Source organism: Ruminococcus flavefaciens, from assembly GCF_900119075.1.
Lineage (GTDB): Bacteria > Bacillota > Clostridia > Oscillospirales > Ruminococcaceae > Ruminococcus > Ruminococcus flavefaciens_Q.
Genome location: NZ_FPIP01000001.1, coordinates 146,618 through 162,560, shown reverse-complemented (window position 1 = coordinate 162,560; position 15,943 = coordinate 146,618). Strand labels below are relative to the sequence as shown.

Below are 15,943 nucleotides of genomic sequence, written 5' to 3'. Positions count from 1 at the left end.
AAAAAATAATGATAAAAAATCCCTTTCGCGGCTGCAAAAGGGATTTTTCGACATTTATTTACCTGCAACGATATTCATGATGCCGTTATAAAGTCCTGCGGACTGTGATGCAAACTCAAAACCGTGGTCTGCGGGGTTCTGTATCTCCATAACAACTACATAAGAACCTGTTTCGCCGTAGTTATCATAGTTTTCATAAGTCTGTGAGCCGTTGTCGCTGTTGTTCTTAGCGCAGCCTGTTATGTAGAGATAATCGCCGCGCCAGCCCTCGGCTGTGCCTGTCTTGGCATAGAAGCTGTAGTTTCCTGCCACGTAAACTCCGATATCAGAGCCTACTCCTCTCATGCCGTTAAGAAGATTATCGCGGCACTCGGGCGGAATTGAAGCTATAACATCGTAAGCCTTTGAGCCGTCACCTATCTTTGTATTGGGATCGCTGCTGTCAACGATGTCCTTCAGCACGAACGGAGTTACCATATCGCCGAATACGGCCTCTCTGCCAAGAGCGGTAAGGAATATAGGGCAGGTCAGGACTTTTGACTGACCGAACGCGCTTCTGCGGAGATCGTCAACGTCCTCTATCTCGATATTATTGCTCAAAACTCCGAAATCACACTTGATATCGTCGGAATCATCAGCTCCGAAGTGGAAAATGGTCTTTAAATCGCTGAGAACCGCGTCTTCGCCGATATTATCGAAAGCCTTTGCAAAGAAGATATTGCTGGAGTTGATAAACGCGGAGCTGAGTGAGCGCTCCATAGGGTAGCTCGCCTTGTTGGTCTCGTGATCCCAGTTTACAATGGGGTGGTCGTTGCCGAAATCCCATGTGCCGTCGTCATGAAGTGAATAAACGCCGTGCTTGTCGGAGATGACCTCGGACATTATCTTGAAGCATGAGCCGGGCTCATAGTTGCTGAAAGCCTTGTTTCCCACGTCGCCCCATGCAAGGTCCTCGTCGTATTTCTGGTCGGCAACTGCATTGGGATCGTATGAAGGATAGCTTACCTGCGCCATGATAGAGCCGTCTGTGCGGAGAACTACAGCCGCGCCCACGATGTTATTGCTCTCCATGTAGCCGTATATCTGATTCTGCACGTCGCCGTCAAGCGTCAGCTTGATCGCCTGCGGACTTCCGCTCGGAGAAGTCTTTGTGAGTATATCCTCAAAGGCTGTATCGTAGCCCTCGGACATGGTAGTGAGGATATTGGCAAAGGATACCGCGTACTCGTCGGCAAATACTCTGCGCTTGCCGTCCTCGGAAGTTGAAACGAGAAGATGTCCCTTTGCGTCGTAGATATTGCCCTTTGCCCCTGCGGACTGCGGTACTGTAGTTGTTTCAGCAGTACTTGCAGTCGTTGTCACGGGAGCTGTTGTCACCTCGGCAGCCGTTGTTTTCTCGGCAGGACCGTCTGCGCCCTCTATCTTTCCCACTGATTTTGAAGAGCAGGAAGCAAAGCCTGCAAGCATTGTAATTGAAGCGGCAAGAGCCGTTATTTTTCTTATTTTCATAATAAACTTTCCTTTGTTATCATAAATTTTCAAACAATAATATTATATACTATAGCCGTGATTTCGTCAACTGTCCGCAGAAAAAATAAAAAAATCCCGAAAAAGCTTGACTACAGACAAAAAATATGCGATAATAAGACTTGTGAATTTTTAGGAAAGCGAGTTTTATTATGTTAAAATATCTTTTGACATTTCTTATTTCAATGATCCCTATCGTAGAACTCAGAGGCGGTATCCCATTCGGCGTGAGCATGGGAGTAAAATGGTATCACGCTGTTATTATCTGTATGATCGGAAATATGATACCTGTACCGTTTATTTACCTTTTTGCAAGAAAGGTCCTTGAATGGGGCGCTGACAAGCCCGTTATCGGCAAGTTCTTTACATGGTGCCTTAAAAAGGGACACAGCGGCGGCGAAAAGCTCAAAGAAAAGGCAGGAAAGGGTATGTTCTGGGCACTTCTCCTCTTTGTTGGCATTCCGCTCCCCGGTACTGGCGCATGGACAGGCACTCTTGCAGCAAGCTTCCTTGAAATTGACTTCAAGAAGAGCATTGTCGCAGTTGCCTGCGGTGTTGTTCTCGCAGCAGCCATCATAACTGTTGCTACACTTTGCGGTGTTGCAGCATTTACAGCAGCAAAATAAGCAAAAAGCGCAGCGCAAAGCTGCGCTTTTTTAGTTGAGAGTTGAGAGTTTAGGTGTTCGCTCTGCTCACATTATTTAAATAATGTCTCCGCAGGAGACACCATAACTCTTAACTCTCAACTCTACACTCTCAACTCTTAACTTAGTGGAACGCCGAGGGCGGCGTTCCCTACATTGGGACTTTACAAATAACTACAAAAGTAGTATAATATGAGTATATTTATTTTAATGGAGGAATTTATTATGTATATAACCTGTCTCGACCTTGAAGGAGTTCTCGTACCTGAGATCTGGATCGCTTTTGCTGAGGCAAGCGGCATTCCCGAACTCAAAAAGACTACCCGTGACGAGCCCGACTACGACAAGCTCATGAACTGGCGTCTCGGCGTTCTCAAGGAGCACGGTCTCGGTCTTAAAGAAATACAGGACACTATCGCTAAGATCGAGCCTATGGAGGGTGCTAAGGAGTTTCTCGACGCGCTCCGCGAGCTTGGTCAGGTAATCATCATCAGCGATACATTCACACAGTTCGCAGCTCCTCTTATGAAGAAGCTGGGCTGGCCTACTATTTTCTGCAATTCCCTTGAAGTTGCTCCCAACGGCGAAATAACTGGCTTCAAGATGCGCTGCGAGAAGTCAAAGCTCACTACAGTAAAGGCTCTCCAGTCTATCGGCTACGATACTATCGCAAGCGGCGACAGCTACAACGACCTCGGCATGATAGAAGCAAGCAAGGCTGGTTTCCTCTTCAGAAGCACAGAGCAGATAAAGAAGGATCACCCTGAGCTCCCTGCTTTCGAGACATATGACGAGCTCCTTGCAGCTATCAAAAAGGCAATGGTCTGAGACCATTCCCATACAGTTCAAAAACTTTATCTAAAGGAGGCTAACCCCATGAAAGTACTTATCGTCATTGATATGCAGAACGACTTCACCACAGGAGTTCTGGGCAATCCCCAGACTGCCGCTGTTACGGCAAATGTCGTTAAGAAGATAAACGAGTTCCGCAAGTCAGAAAAGGACGGGCGGATAATCGCTACCCTTGATACTCACACCGAGGACTACATGAATACTCAGGAGGGAAAGAATCTCCCTGTTCCCCATTGTATCCGCGGCTCTGAGGGCTGGAAGCTCGTTCCCGAGGTGGAAAAGGCTCTCGGCAAGGACTGCACTATCGTGGAGAAGCCTACCTTTGGCGCAATAAACCTGCCCGAGATAATAGGCGAAGGCAAGGATATCGAGGAGTTCCTGTTCATCGGCGTATGCACCGATATCTGCGTAATTTCAAACGCTATGATAATCAAGGCGGCATATCCCGAGATACCCGTTAGGGTAATTTCGGACTGCTGTGCAGGAGTTTCTCCCGAAAGCCACGAAAATGCTCTGAACGCAATGAAAGTCGTTCAGATGATAGTTGAATAGAATGGAGCGTATAAATATGAGCTATAGTTTTAACGCTGAACAGGTCACAAATGAAATAGTACAGTGGATACGCGACCTCTTTGAGAAAACAGCAACTCCGCAGACAAAGGCTGTTATCGGCATATCAGGCGGCAAGGACAGTTCCGTAGCTGCTGCGGTATGCGTAAAGGCTCTCGGCAAGGACAGAGTTATCGGCGTCCTCATGCCTCAGGGCGAACAGGCTGACATTGCATACAGCCGTCTGCTGGTGGATACTCTCGGCATAAAGAGCTACACTATCAATATCGGTGAAACAGTTTCCACATTCATGAACGAGCTGAAAAAACACATGGAACCCTCAAATCAGGCTGTTGTAAATACTCCGGCACGAATCAGAATGACTACTCTCTATGCAGTTGCAGCAAGCCACAACGGCAGAGTTGTCAATACCTGCAACCTTTCCGAGGACTGGGTGGGCTATTCCACTAAATTCGGCGACGCAGCAGGAGACTTCTCTCCCCTTTCCGACCTGACAGTTACCGAGGTATTGCAGGTGGGCGAATATCTGGGACTTCCAAATGAGCTTGTCCACAAAACACCTATAGACGGTCTCTGCGGCAAGACTGACGAGGAGAATCTCGGCTTCACATACGCTATGCTGGACAAGTATATCCGCGGTCTGGACGACCTGAGCACAGTTCCCGAGATAAAGGAAAAGATAGACCGTATGCACAGAGCTAATCTCCATAAATTACAGCTCATGCCTAAGTACGAGCAGAACAAATAACAGCTTAACGCTATTTTCAATATCAATGGGCTATCGGGGACGCCAGCCCCTACAGTTGACTATCTGAAAGCATTTGTAGGGGACGGCGTCCTCGACGTCCCGAATCAACAGCCTGAGTATTCTCGGGCTGTTTCTTTGTACATCAGCTTACTTTGACACTGTTTTCAGTTGACTTTTTTTCTGCGATAGTGTATAATTTTTACATGAACAGGAGATGATAAAATGCGCTCAAAAGGTACTAAAACTATTGCCGAGAACCGCAAGGCAAGACACGACTATTTTGTACTCGAATCCTATGAAGCAGGTATCGAGCTTGTTGGCACTGAGGTAAAATCCATACGTCAGGGCGGCGTCAACCTCAAGGACTCATGGTGCTCTATAGATAAGGGCGAGCTTTTCGTCCGCGGTATGCATATCTCCCCATATGAGAAAGGCAATATCTTCAACCGCGATCCCATGAGAGTGAGAAAGCTCCTCATGCACAAGCGAGAGATAAATAAACTCTACGGAACTCTTAAACAGGAGGGACTTTCCCTTATTCCGCTGAGCCTTTATTTCAAGGACTCACGGGTGAAAATGCAGGTGGGGCTCTGCAAGGGCAAGAAGCTCTACGACAAACGAGCTGATATCGCAAAGCGCGACGCTAACCGTGAAATAGACCGCAATCTCAAATCACGCAACCAGTAACGAGAGGACTTCACAAAACAGAACGAGATTACCCGAAAAAACAATATCATTCCCACTGACGAGGAATGGCGCGGCAAGATACTATTTGCTGAAACAAGCGAGGTAATGCCGACTCCCGAAATGCTGAGAGAATACCTTGAAGCTCTGGAAAACGAGGGCGTTTTCGGCAATATCAACGGTATCATCATCGGCAAGCCCATGAACGAGAAGTATTATGAGGAATACAAGGACGTCTGGCGCGATGTGGTAAATAACGCGGAGCTCCCCATACTCTATAATGTGAACTTCGGTCACGGAACTCCGAGAGCTATCCTCCCCTACGGAGCTATGGCTCACGTTGACGCGGAAAAACAAGAAATCACCTTGTTATGATATCCGACGGGTGCACACTATGCGCTCCTACAAGCTAATGGCTTGAAAAGACTCGGTTCGTCATTTTTAGCAGTTGACAAATCTTCAAAAACAAGTTATAATATTATTCGGAGCACTGCAGCTCCCTAACCTGTACCCTCATTTATATGGGGGCGTAAAGGTTTCGACGGGGGTTTTGAAGTGTGATAAGCGAGCGGAGAATGGCGTGATCTCCATAACCTGCGCCACGTTTAAATATAAACGCAAGAAATAACATTACAGTTTCTAGAAATAGCGAACTGGTAGCTGCTTAAGTCAGCTTCTGTCCACCGAGGGAGTACCGCGGCTCTCGCTTGGGCATCGATGAGCGGTGAACGATTGGCGGAAGTGTCCGTGTCCGTCAATTGTATACGGACTACCTGTTTTTTCAGCCCGTTTATCGGCGGTATTTACAGGGAATCATAATAGGTAAAATACGCTCGTAGAAAGTTGCATGAATGAGCTTTCGGACAGGGGTTCAATTCCCCTCGCCTCCACCACAAGCTGAGCCAGCTTGACCGCTGCCACATTGCCGCTCGCAAGCTTGCTCACAATTTCATAAACTGCTGCACGTACATCGCTTACGGCACTTTGGTTTATTTGCGCCTCAGTTAAACTGAGGCGCTTTTTCATTTTATAAATATCATCAGCGTGCTAAATACAAAAACCGGACGTCAGTTTTTCACTGACGTCCATTTTGATTATCCGAGTGATTTCAGCTTCTTCTGAAGCTCTATCATATGATTACGGCAGGCAGTTATCTCGCCTGTGTACTTGTTGAACCACTCAACGTCCATTTCATCAGGCTGCTCCTGCAAAAGGATCGCCTGTACCAGAGCCGACTGTGAACGCGAACGCTTTCGCTCGATCTCCTTAATGGTGCTCATGCAGAGCTTTATTTCCTTTTTAAGACGGCTTTTTTCACCCATTGTAAAACCTCCTCTGCACTAATATCCTTGTTTATCCACCGCTCCGACTACTGCCGAGACCTCGTCGTAGCCCTTGTCCAGCTCGTCAATGATATCATTGACTGCTGTTTTCAGCTCTTCAAGCTTTGTTTTCATCTGCTCGGGATACTTCATAAGGCACGCGGTTATTTCATTGATAGCTTTCTTTTTTTCTTCAGGACAATCTATAAGGAATACAAATGAATTTGCCGCGCTCATGTCACTGACGATACGCATATATCTCAGCTCAAAATCGCCTTCGCCGTTTGTATAGGAATCTATATCGGTAACCACCTTTGTAAGATTCGCTTTGTACTGCTTGCGGTATGTTTCCTGTACCCTCTTGGTCTCGTCCATGTAGAGTGCGATGAATACAAGAAGAGCTACAAATGTTATCATAAAGAGTATGATCGCTCTAATCATTCTCCTTTTCATCAGTTTCTCTTGATTCAATCGTATTCACCTCGTTTTCGGGATCAAAGCCCATCTCTTCAAGGCGCTTCTTCTCCTTTTCGATAGCCTCACGCATTGCGGCTTCACGTTTTTCCTCGGGAGTAAGCTTATCCTTTTCTGCCACCTCTCTGCCTATCTTCACAACGGTCTTTGCCTCATAAAGTGATATCAGCAGCATTGGTATAACTACCAGCAGCAGAAGCAGCTTCTTGGCATTCACAAAGGAATTCACCCAGATAAAGAACCTTGCCTTGCCTGTGTATTTGCCGACTATCTTATCCTGCGTTACGCTTACCGTATCAGAAACAGGATTTGCGTCGCCCTTTGTGATATAGCTTCCGTCAGTATTCTTCCCCACTATTCTGTGAGTCACAAGAAGTCCGCGGATATCGCTCTGCTCCGAATAGAAGGAGATGATATCGCCTTCTGAGAGCGCATTGGTATCGGTCTTTTCAACGACGATGTAGTCGCCCACGTGTATCGAAGGCTCCATACTTCCCGTTACGACCTTGAGAACGCTTTTGCCGAAGACATTTACTGCCTTGCCCTTAGCCGAGCAAACCATTACGTATATTACGAACGCAAGAGCAATCGCCGTTATAACGGCAACAATGATATTTGCTGTCCTGTTTGCTCCGTCGTCCTTTTCGGCTTTCTCTATGTCCTCATTGCTTATGCTTGCTTCGCTCTCGCGGATACTCTTTTCTATCTCCAGCTTATCCTTTTTGCGCTCCTGAATCGCAAGAACTATCTTCTTGACAACACTTACGTGGTACTCTCTGTAGAGTCTCTTCATCTCAAGGTCGATAGTCTTCTGCTCCTCGGGAGTTCTGTTAGGCGGAGTGTATGCCGGTTTCGGCTTGTTCTTGTCAGCCTTGCGCTTCTTGCGCTTGAACTTCATGTCGCCGACGAATCTCAGAAAATCGTACTTAACACTGTGGGCGTACTTTCTGTAGTACACCTCCATATCCTGACGTTCCTGCTTTTCGTGCTCCTTGAGCTCCTGTTTTTTCTTCTTATCGGCAAGTATCTGCCTGTACCTCGGGTTATCCGTATCCGCAGGCACGATACCCAGCACAACTGCTAAGAAATGCCGTATAAGTCTTATGAGAACGTATATAGGATTCCACGAATATTCGCGGTATATCACCTTGAAAGGCTTGCTTTCCAGACGTTTTCTCTCGGCTTTCAGGCGCTGAGCCCGTTCTGTCTCGGCTCGTTCCTTTTCCAGTCTCTGCTGCTCCAGCTTCTTTCGTGCCGCAACAGCTCTCGGATCCTCAAAGGCTTCGCCCTCTGTCTCAGCCTCATTCTCCATTTCAGCCTTGACTTCCTCGATCTCCTCTTCGGTGACCTCACTGTAAGCCTGCTTTTCAAGCTCTTCCTGATCGGGCTCCTTAGTCTTGAGAGCTTCCTCGTCGAGACCTTCCGCCTCGCCCAGCTCGTTACGAGCCATTTCCTTGTTCTGCTTGATACGCTCACGCTCGGCAGCGATTCGCTCTTCTTCCTCGCGTTTCAGGCGCTTTTCTTCTTCTCGCAGACGTATCTCTTCCAGACGGGCAAGACGCTCCTCTTCAAGCCGCTGGCGCTCCCGCTCCTCTGCTTCCTGCTCGGCGCGTTTCTTTTCCAGCATTTCCTGAACTCTGCGTTCTTCCTCCTCTTTTTCGAGTCGGATACGCTCCAGTTCTGCCAGTCTTGCTTCTTCGATACGCTGCTGCTCGGCAAGTCTTGCTTCCTCCTCCTGCCGTCGCTTTTCTTCCTCTGCCCTTGTCTGTTCGAGCTCGGCAAGATACGCCGTTTCGATCTTTATGATCTCGGAAAGCTGCTCGAACATTACATTAAGGTCAACAGGAAGTCGCTTTTCAAATCTGAATGTACCCTCGGCAGCGATATATCCTGCTGTAGTCTCAGAGGATACGCTGTAGTCCGCCGCCAGCTCCTTGTCGAATTTCTTCAGGAACTTAGGAGCCATTGGCTTTGAGGTGTGGGATTTCAGCTCTTTCAGCTTGTCCTCGTTGTCGTTGTTCATATACGAACGGAACAGCAGCAGATTCAGAATTACCAGCTTATAGAAGTCGTCAACGTACTCCTGCTGAGGCTGGACTGCCGTATTCTGCACGTTTATCTCGTAGCCCACCTTGTCGTAGCTCTCGATGTACTGCCAGAGAGTAAGACAAGCTTTCAGGTCTACGTTTTTCATGATAGCGTTGGTACGCATTACGGGAGGTCGGATATAGGTGTTTCCGAGAGCCCTGCAAAGCTCCGAGCCCTTGTAGCCCTCAATAGCTGTTTTCAGCTTTTCCACTCGCTGCCATACGGTATAGCCGTTGGCGTCATAGGAATCAAGGCTGTCCACGGTCTCTATCTTTACGTCTATCTTCATTTTTCCGCCTGCGCCGTCGTCCACGACGGTATCATATCCGAGGGAGAAAACCTCCTCGTCACGGGATACCTGCGCAAGCTTTTCGTATCTTGTATTTATGAATATGTAAAGTCTGTCTATAAGAGTATTGACGAACTTGTTCTCATAGGTGAAAAGACTTTCCTCCTTATGGACATTCAGTATCTTTGAGGGGGTTATCTTTCCAGTTTTCTTGTCAATGCTCTGTATCAGGTCGGTATGCTGCGCTAAGTGCTTTACCGATTCAACTGTAGTTTTTCTCGACAGAGCTATGGGCACTATCTCCTCCACGTCCTCAATGGTCTTACGCGGATTTCTAAGGAAGTTGTCCACATGGGTTATTCCGTTTTCGATAGCCTCTACCCATGATACGTCTATCGCCTTCTCCATTATTTTCCTGTTGAAAGCGAAGGTATTGCGGCTTGAGATCAGCAGAGAATCAAGTGCCTGATATAACTCATCACTGCCGAAGGTCTCGGAAAGCGTCTCAAACTGCTCGTACCATTTGCTGTATAAGTCGTTCACTTGTTTCTCACCTGCTCTTTATCCGAATCAGAACAGCTTCTGGAGTCTTTCGAGATAAGCTATAGATTCGTTCATCTTATTCTTTCCGAAAGTCTTGGTCATGTAAGCGCAGAGCTCACGAAGCTCCTCTCTAAGCATTGCAAGGTTGAGAGACTCAAACTTTCGGAATATCTTTGTTGCGAGAATGTAGTCGATGCCGTCCAGCTCGTCGCCGCCGCAGGCTACATATACGGGAACAAAGAGGTTCATCTGCTTGAGGATACGGTTACCGAAGGCAACTCTCAGCTTTTCGATTACCCAGAGGTCAAGCTGCTGTATCTTCTTGAGATTTTCCTGTGAGATCGGGTACTTGTCGAACGCCTCCTTGAACAGCTTGTCAAGATGATCGAAGCCGAGGTTCATTGGCGGTGTGTCGGGAGCGTCAAATGCAACGCCCTTGGTGTCAAGGTTGATAGGCTGCGCACGGTCGTATACCTTATCCGAAATAGCAAAGGTAGAGTCGTCGTTATTAGCAGTACCTATGTACCAGATATTCTGCGGGATAACTATCTTGCCCTTATCGAGCTTTACAGGGTCGGTGCTCCATACGTTTGGAACGATATCCAGCTCCCACTCGTCAGCGTTAGGCATTTCGAGGATAGAGAGCATTTCCGCGAAGTAATACTCGACACGGGCGATGTTCATCTCATCGAGGAGGATAAGGTTTACATCGTTGTTATAGCCCGATGAATATATTCTCTTGAGAACTTCTGTCTCGTTGAAGTTCTTGGTAAATTCATTGAAGTATCCGAAAAGCTCGGTTCTGTCACGCCATGAAGGCTGTACAGAAGCAATAGTGGTATCCACCTGCAAAAACTTACCGAATGAGTAAGGAAGCGAGGTTTTACCTGTACCTGAGATACCCTGGAGGATAATGAGCTTTGTGGAAGCCATACCTGCCATAAAGAGCCAGATTATCTTAGGCTCATAGTAAAGATGCATTCTCGAGCAGGCAAAATTGCGGAAGTTCTCGCAAATGCCGGGAAGGTCTATCTCATTGTCATATGCAGGCGGCTCGTAGGTCTTGTAGAAGGTGTCCACCTCGATGAGCTTTGAGAATCTGTACTCGTTGGTCTGGACAACGCCGCTCTCCACAACAGCAGGAGCCGCAGCATCTCCGCCGCCCTCTGCACCCTCGGCAGCCATAGTGCCGTCCGCAAGGGAAAGAGCTCCCGAGCCGGCAGGAAGTCCCATCTGAGCGACCTTCATAGCCATTATCTCGTCCTTTTCCTTTGTCATCTTCAGCACCTTGCGCTGGAGCTCACTTATCTCCTCGAGAAGGTCCTCATTGCTGACGATAGAATGACGGAAACGGATATACTTCCTTATTCCGAGGATTATCATCATGAATATCAGCGCATAAATAGCTATTACTATGATGATAGCCAGTATCGACAGCACCCAGCTGAGTGCGCTGTAATCCTGAGAATGCTCCTTAAAGATATTTATATAGTTTTTGATATTGAATATCTGCTTTATTCCTCGCCCGAAGCCCTTTACGATATCCGCATAACCCTTGAGCATTTCAGAAATAAATGCAAAAAACCATTTCAAGAATTCATTCATAATATACTCCGAAAGTCAAATGCTTTCCCATATATCGCGTATTATTCGGCAGCCTCACCTGCTTTTTCAGCTGCTGCCCCAGCGGTCTCAGCCGCATTTTCCGCAATATTCTTGGCGTCATCTGCTGCTTTTTTTTCAAGTTTTTCAGCCTCTTGCTTTACTGCTTCAAATTTTTCAAAGGCTTCTTTCTTAGCCTCTTCAAAATTTCCTGCGGCTTTTTCGGCAGTATCCTCAGCCTTTTCGGCAGCCTTGCCAACAGCCTCGGAGGCTTTAGCCGCCGCATTCTCGGCAGACTCGCCCTTGCTTGCAAGGTATTCCTCGATAGCACGTCTCTTTATTTCTTCCTCGTCAAGCTGCTCGGCAGGTTCGGGGCGCTTTGCCTCGATGAGAGTAACGATGAACTTGTAAAGCTCGAACAGGAAGAACAGAGCCATCGGTATAACGATACAAATGAAGAAGCCCTTCTTTGTACGCATGAAGTTGAGGAACTTGCCCACTCCGCCTATCTTTGTTTCTGTCCACTTGCCGATAAGGTCTCCCGAATAAGCAGGAGCTGTATCGTTTACGGGGTTGTTATCGCCTCGTGTGATGAAGCTCTTTGAACCGTCTGTGTCCTCGACCTCTACGATTCTATGGGTGTTCTTGACTCTTCTGCCGTCGATGACGGTCCAGAAGGTGATGACATCTCCCTCTTTAAGGCTGTTGATGTCGTCGATCTCCTTACAGATGATGAGGTCGTTTTTGCTGAATGTAGGCTTCATTGAGTCCGACTCTACTGTCATTGGTATAAATCCGAAGATATTTGCAACTCCGTTATTTCTTCCCGATGAGAAAACTATTATAGTGACGAGAAATGCGATTATAAGCACCAGCCATGCAAGAACATTTGCAGTCACTCTTAGAACTTTTTTCATATTGTTTTTACTCCTTTATCACGTAGATTCAGTTATCTTAAAGCTCATACTCAGCTTTAGTGTTCCGCCGATTATGTCGTCGATACAGTCGGGATCATTTCCCTCCAGCCATATCACGACCGTATACTTGTCCTTGTCCTTTGCCTTGAAGCCTTCCGTAGAAGTTCTCATAACAACGCTTGAAGTCAGGAATTCGCTGTCGCAGTCGCTTTCCTTGCCGCCGCCGTTAGATTTAGTCTTGCCGTAAACAGTCTTGACGCCGTTTTTATAAACTGCGACTCGGACTGCTTCATCGACGTTTTTGGTGACGTTCTCAATGAGCATCTCACCTGTATAAGTCAGGGTATCGTCTCCCGAATTGATCAGGTAGAAGGTATAGGCGATGAAGTTATCGCCGTTATGGCTTCCGTTTACCTTATCTATATTATCGGGAAGGTCTTCTCCGCTTATATTGGTCATATCGTAGACTATATCTGCATTGAGCACCGCTATTGACTTATCATATTCAGGCGCTTCCGAAAGGGAAAGTCCCTGCTTTACCATGTCGTATTTGTTGACCTTGACCGTAAAGCTTCCGAATTTATCGTAAAAATACGATATACCGTAGGCTATGGCGACAAGCAGTATAAGTATTATCGCCAGCAGTGCAAGGACACGCATCAGCACGGAATGACGCTTGACCTCTTTCGCGGTTCTTCTGAGTTCAAGGACATCAATTACCTTTTTATCCACACTGAACTCTCCAATCCATTATTAATTTTTTCAAGAATCTGATCTCCTTCTGACATATCTTTCCGTCATATACTTGCCCGAAAGGTTTCCTGCGCAGTAAGAGCATTCAAATGAATACAGCGTTTCCGCCTGACGGCTGTTGAAAACTCCGTCAGCAACAGGCTCAGAGCCTATATCGTTGACGAAGGAAATTATTGATCTTACCGCGTTGTCCGAACGCTCGCCCCTGCCGATGTAGTTTGTTACCTCAGGGCTTAGCATAACGTAATCAACGGGAAAATCCGAAAGGCGCATGAGCGGGCAGTTGCTTGCACCGAAATTGGTCAGCATAAAGTGAAAGCCCAGATTGCGCATTACCTGTATAGTGGATGGCACCTGCTCGTCGGTCTCCATGAGAAGCTTCTCAGAGAGCTCGAAGCAAATGCGTGTCGTCGGTATCTGGTGACGTGACGCATAATCCGTAGCAAGCTTTGATGTACGTTTCTCTCTGAGCATTCTCACGGGAAGATACACCGAAAGCCAGCCGAAATTCAAATCTCGTTCCGCAAATGTGGCGTTTGCCTCCAGAGCCTGTACAAGCTCCAGTCGGAAAAGCTGGTCAGCCTGATTGGTCATCTCGCATACGTCGCGGTATTTGTCGGGAGAAAGCACTCCCAGCTTGGGAGAATTGAGCATTGTACGGGACTGATAAAAAGCAGTCTGACCGCTGGCGATCTCCCTTATACTGCGGTAATTAAGCTCAACAGCCCTTAAACCGCCGACTGTGGTCTGAACTCCTTTTTCCGCCATATTACCGCCTTCTTTCTACATTATATATATTTTATATTTGTTTTATTATACCATATTTACTGCGCAATGTCAATGAAATAACTATTAATTATAACAAAAATGCGGTGTTTTTTAACGAAAACCGTTATAACAGCGAAAAATTGCAGTGAAATGTTTTAATGGAAAAACGTCCCCCTCTCGCTACAAGAGGGGGACGCCATGTTAAAGAGGTTTTTATGAGCCATTGATGAAAACTTTTTTAATTAGTCCTGCCGAGTTCACACCCGTCAGGAGCAAAGCATATCGAAAGGCTTCTAAAAACTGTTATGGAGGAGTAAAAAATGAGAATTCATTCGCACACTATGCAACTTCTTTATACCTTTTGTTTACAATTACATTATATACCATTTATGCTTTACTGTCAATATTTTTCTCTAATATTCACATTATAGCAAAACTTTTCGACATTATATACAAATGAAGCAATTATTATTGCAAATAAAAGGCAATTTATAATTACTCAAGGTATATTTATTATCTTTTTTATGACCAATTTAAAAAAACAATAAGCCAAAACTGTTTTTTTATTATCGTGATTACACATTTTGAATAAAAATTTACTTTTCATCTATTGAAATATATGCAAATTTGTGATATAATATGATACAGAATATTATTTTTAAGGGATATATGCCTGCACAAAGGGGAAAAAGCAGGCAATATAACATTATGAGACAGTCATAACGCATTATGAAAGGACGGAATTTCTATGAAATACTCAGCAGATGAAATAAGAGCCGCTTTGCAAAATAACGAGCTTACAACCTACTATCAGCCTCAGTACGACGCACTGACCAGCCAGCTCAAAAGCGCTGAAGCTCTTGTACGCTGGATAAAGCCCGACGGTACGGTAATTTCGCCGTTTTTCTTCATTCCTGTTGCAGAGGAATCCGACCTTATCATGGATATAGACTGGTACGTCACAGAGCTTGTCTGCAAAACTCTCGAAAAACAGAATATGATGCCCCAGTTCCCGATATCTATCAATTTTTCGAGGAAACATATTCAGGAGGATAACTTCGCCGAGAGACTCACTGCTCTTGTAGATAAATACGAACTCCCCCACTCTCTTATCGAGGTGGAGATAACTGAGTCCGCTATGGTCGGCGAGGAGGAACGTATCCTTGACTGGATAGTTTCTATCAGAAACGCAGGCTTTACCGTAGCTATAGACGACTTCGGAAGCGGTCTTTCGTCACTTCAGTTCGTCAAGGATATCCCTGCCGATGTCCTGAAAATAGACAAATCTCTCCTGAGCCACAACTGCGAGGACGAAAAGGAGCGCATAGTTCTTGAAAGCATATTCAACTTTGCCCACAGACTTCACATGAAAACTGTTGCCGAGGGCGTAGAGACCAAAGAACAGCTCGGATTTCTCAGGACCTGCGACTGCAACAGGATACAGGGCTATCTCTTCGCAAAGCCGATGCCCGAGGAGGATTACCTCTCTCTGTGCATGGTCCACAAGGCAGTGGAGGAGCCTACAGACATATTACAGCTCCAGAGCCCTGCAAGTGCGGTAAATCTGCTCCTTGAAGCTGTTTTCCGCCGCTATCCCCTTGTTATTTTCACAAATCTCACCAGAAATACTTTCTATATGATGGCTTATCAGAACTTTACCACTACCTCATGCCCGTCAACAGGCATTTTCGATGAGCTGATAGTTCACGGTACAAGCAGTATGCACCCCGACGACAGAGAAGCCTTCGCCACCACCTTTGACCGTAAAAACCTCATCGCAAGGCACAGCGAGGGGGCACAGGAGATACGTCTTGTCACAAGACAGCTTGGCGACGACGGCGTATACCGCAAGGTAGAGACTACGGATTACTTCGTAAAGAGCAGCTACTCGGAGGACGTTATCGCTATCACCCTCTGTGAAAATCTGCCCGACGAATAAACGCATATATCAGCAGAATGCTTTTTGAAATTTATTTGAAAAAGCCCCGAAAAATATCTCACCCCTCCGTATACTACAGAGGGGTTTTATTATATTTAAAGCGTTCATCGCCGACTTATCTTTCATAATCCGCATTTTTTGAACAAAAACCGTAATATTTGAGTAGACAAGCTGTTGCTATCGTGCTATAATAATAAAAAAAAGATACCGTAAATACTTACAA

At 46.3% G+C, this 15,943-nt stretch carries 15 protein-coding genes and 1 other RNA gene; 8 read left to right on the top strand and 8 right to left on the bottom strand.

Going from position 1 to position 15,943, the window contains the following annotated elements; all coding sequences use genetic code 11:
- Positions 1 to 54 precede the first annotated feature (54 nt).
- Positions 55 to 1,509 carry a penicillin-binding transpeptidase domain-containing protein gene (locus BT105_RS00680; RefSeq protein ID WP_072298953.1) on the bottom strand — a complete coding sequence of 485 codons (1,455 nt, stop codon included), beginning with the start codon at positions 1,507 to 1,509 and terminating at the stop codon, positions 55 to 57.
- Positions 1,510 to 1,679: 170 nt separating this feature from the next.
- Here BT105_RS00680 and BT105_RS00675 point away from each other — a divergent pair, with 170 nt between their 5' ends.
- The 7 genes from BT105_RS00675 (at position 1,680) to ssrA (ending at position 5,918) form a co-directional block, all read left to right on the top strand.
- A complete protein-coding gene (locus tag BT105_RS00675) occupies positions 1,680 to 2,153 on the top strand; it encodes a COG2426 family protein (RefSeq protein ID WP_072298952.1) in 474 nt (157 codons plus the stop codon).
- A gap of 243 nt (positions 2,154 to 2,396) precedes the next feature.
- Positions 2,397 to 2,999: a bifunctional phosphoserine phosphatase/homoserine phosphotransferase ThrH gene (thrH, locus tag BT105_RS00670; protein WP_028514747.1), complete on the top strand. Its 603-nt coding sequence runs from the start codon at positions 2,397 to 2,399 to the stop codon at positions 2,997 to 2,999.
- A gap of 48 nt (positions 3,000 to 3,047) precedes the next feature.
- Complete coding sequence (locus BT105_RS00665; protein ID WP_072298951.1) at positions 3,048 to 3,575, top strand: cysteine hydrolase family protein; 528 nt, start codon at positions 3,048 to 3,050, stop codon at positions 3,573 to 3,575.
- A 16-nt stretch (positions 3,576 to 3,591) separates the two neighbouring features.
- Positions 3,592 to 4,341 (top strand): NAD(+) synthase, encoded by a 750-nt coding sequence (gene nadE / locus BT105_RS00660; RefSeq protein WP_072298950.1) that lies wholly within the window; start codon positions 3,592 to 3,594, stop codon positions 4,339 to 4,341.
- A gap of 222 nt (positions 4,342 to 4,563) precedes the next feature.
- Positions 4,564 to 5,028, top strand: a complete 465-nt coding sequence (smpB, locus tag BT105_RS00655) for an SsrA-binding protein SmpB (RefSeq protein ID WP_072298949.1) — start codon at positions 4,564 to 4,566, stop codon at positions 5,026 to 5,028.
- Between the two features lie 27 nt (positions 5,029 to 5,055).
- Positions 5,056 to 5,400, top strand: a complete 345-nt coding sequence (locus tag BT105_RS00650) for a S66 peptidase family protein (RefSeq protein WP_081367744.1) — start codon at positions 5,056 to 5,058, stop codon at positions 5,398 to 5,400.
- Positions 5,401 to 5,548: 148 nt separating this feature from the next.
- Positions 5,549 to 5,918: a transfer-messenger RNA gene (gene ssrA, locus BT105_RS00645) on the top strand.
- A gap of 201 nt (positions 5,919 to 6,119) precedes the next feature.
- On the opposite strand, the gene BT105_RS00640 is transcribed toward ssrA, so the two are convergent.
- Genes BT105_RS00640 through BT105_RS00610 form a run of 7 tightly spaced genes read right to left on the bottom strand, consistent with a single transcriptional unit; the run spans position 6,120 to position 13,781 of the window.
- On the bottom strand, positions 6,120 to 6,347 hold the full coding sequence (locus BT105_RS00640; RefSeq protein ID WP_028514413.1) for a hypothetical protein: 228 nt from the start codon (positions 6,345 to 6,347) through the stop codon (positions 6,120 to 6,122).
- 18 nt (positions 6,348 to 6,365) lie between these two features.
- Positions 6,366 to 6,764, bottom strand: a complete 399-nt coding sequence (locus BT105_RS00635) for a hypothetical protein (RefSeq protein ID WP_242940052.1) — start codon at positions 6,762 to 6,764, stop codon at positions 6,366 to 6,368.
- A 16-nt stretch (positions 6,765 to 6,780) separates the two neighbouring features.
- Positions 6,781 to 9,741: a signal peptidase I gene (locus BT105_RS00630; RefSeq protein ID WP_072298947.1), complete on the bottom strand. Its 2,961-nt coding sequence runs from the start codon at positions 9,739 to 9,741 to the stop codon at positions 6,781 to 6,783.
- A gap of 27 nt (positions 9,742 to 9,768) precedes the next feature.
- On the bottom strand, positions 9,769 to 11,346 hold the full coding sequence (locus BT105_RS00625) for a hypothetical protein (RefSeq protein WP_072298946.1): 1,578 nt from the start codon (positions 11,344 to 11,346) through the stop codon (positions 9,769 to 9,771).
- Positions 11,347 to 11,387: 41 nt separating this feature from the next.
- A complete protein-coding gene (locus tag BT105_RS00620; RefSeq protein ID WP_081367742.1) occupies positions 11,388 to 12,260 on the bottom strand; it encodes a signal peptidase I in 873 nt (290 codons plus the stop codon).
- Between the two features lie 18 nt (positions 12,261 to 12,278).
- Positions 12,279 to 12,992: a hypothetical protein gene (locus tag BT105_RS00615; protein WP_242940051.1), complete on the bottom strand. Its 714-nt coding sequence runs from the start codon at positions 12,990 to 12,992 to the stop codon at positions 12,279 to 12,281.
- Positions 12,993 to 13,022: 30 nt separating this feature from the next.
- Positions 13,023 to 13,781, bottom strand: coding sequence for an EAL domain-containing protein (locus tag BT105_RS00610; RefSeq protein ID WP_072298945.1), 759 nt, complete (start codon positions 13,779 to 13,781; stop codon positions 13,023 to 13,025).
- Between the two features lie 748 nt (positions 13,782 to 14,529).
- On the opposite strand from BT105_RS00610, the gene BT105_RS00605 reads away from it, so the two are divergent.
- A complete protein-coding gene (locus tag BT105_RS00605) occupies positions 14,530 to 15,720 on the top strand; it encodes an EAL domain-containing protein (protein WP_072298944.1) in 1,191 nt (396 codons plus the stop codon).
- Positions 15,721 to 15,943: the final 223 nt, after the last annotated feature.

Excerpts from the sequence above, each read along its gene's own strand:
- BT105_RS00675 (WP_072298952.1), top strand. The coding sequence starts at position 1,680 with ATGTTAAAATATCTTTTGACATTTCTTATTTCAATGATCCCTATCGTA.
- smpB (WP_072298949.1), top strand. The coding sequence starts at position 4,564 with ATGCGCTCAAAAGGTACTAAAACTATTGCCGAGAACCGCAAGGCAAGA.
- BT105_RS00605 (WP_072298944.1), top strand. The coding sequence starts at position 14,530 with ATGAAATACTCAGCAGATGAAATAAGAGCCGCTTTGCAAAATAACGAG.
- thrH (WP_028514747.1), top strand. The coding sequence starts at position 2,397 with ATGTATATAACCTGTCTCGACCTTGAAGGAGTTCTCGTACCTGAGATC.
- BT105_RS00625 (WP_072298946.1), bottom strand. The coding sequence starts at position 11,346 with ATGAATGAATTCTTGAAATGGTTTTTTGCATTTATTTCTGAAATGCTC.
- BT105_RS00665 (WP_072298951.1), top strand. The coding sequence starts at position 3,048 with ATGAAAGTACTTATCGTCATTGATATGCAGAACGACTTCACCACAGGA.
- BT105_RS00620 (WP_081367742.1), bottom strand. The coding sequence starts at position 12,260 with ATGAAAAAAGTTCTAAGAGTGACTGCAAATGTTCTTGCATGGCTGGTG.
- BT105_RS00680 (WP_072298953.1), bottom strand. The coding sequence starts at position 1,509 with ATGAAAATAAGAAAAATAACGGCTCTTGCCGCTTCAATTACAATGCTT.
- BT105_RS00610 (WP_072298945.1), bottom strand. The coding sequence starts at position 13,781 with ATGGCGGAAAAAGGAGTTCAGACCACAGTCGGCGGTTTAAGGGCTGTT.
- BT105_RS00640 (WP_028514413.1), bottom strand. The coding sequence starts at position 6,347 with ATGGGTGAAAAAAGCCGTCTTAAAAAGGAAATAAAGCTCTGCATGAGC.
- BT105_RS00635 (WP_242940052.1), bottom strand. The coding sequence starts at position 6,764 with ATGATAACATTTGTAGCTCTTCTTGTATTCATCGCACTCTACATGGAC.
- nadE (WP_072298950.1), top strand. The coding sequence starts at position 3,592 with ATGAGCTATAGTTTTAACGCTGAACAGGTCACAAATGAAATAGTACAG.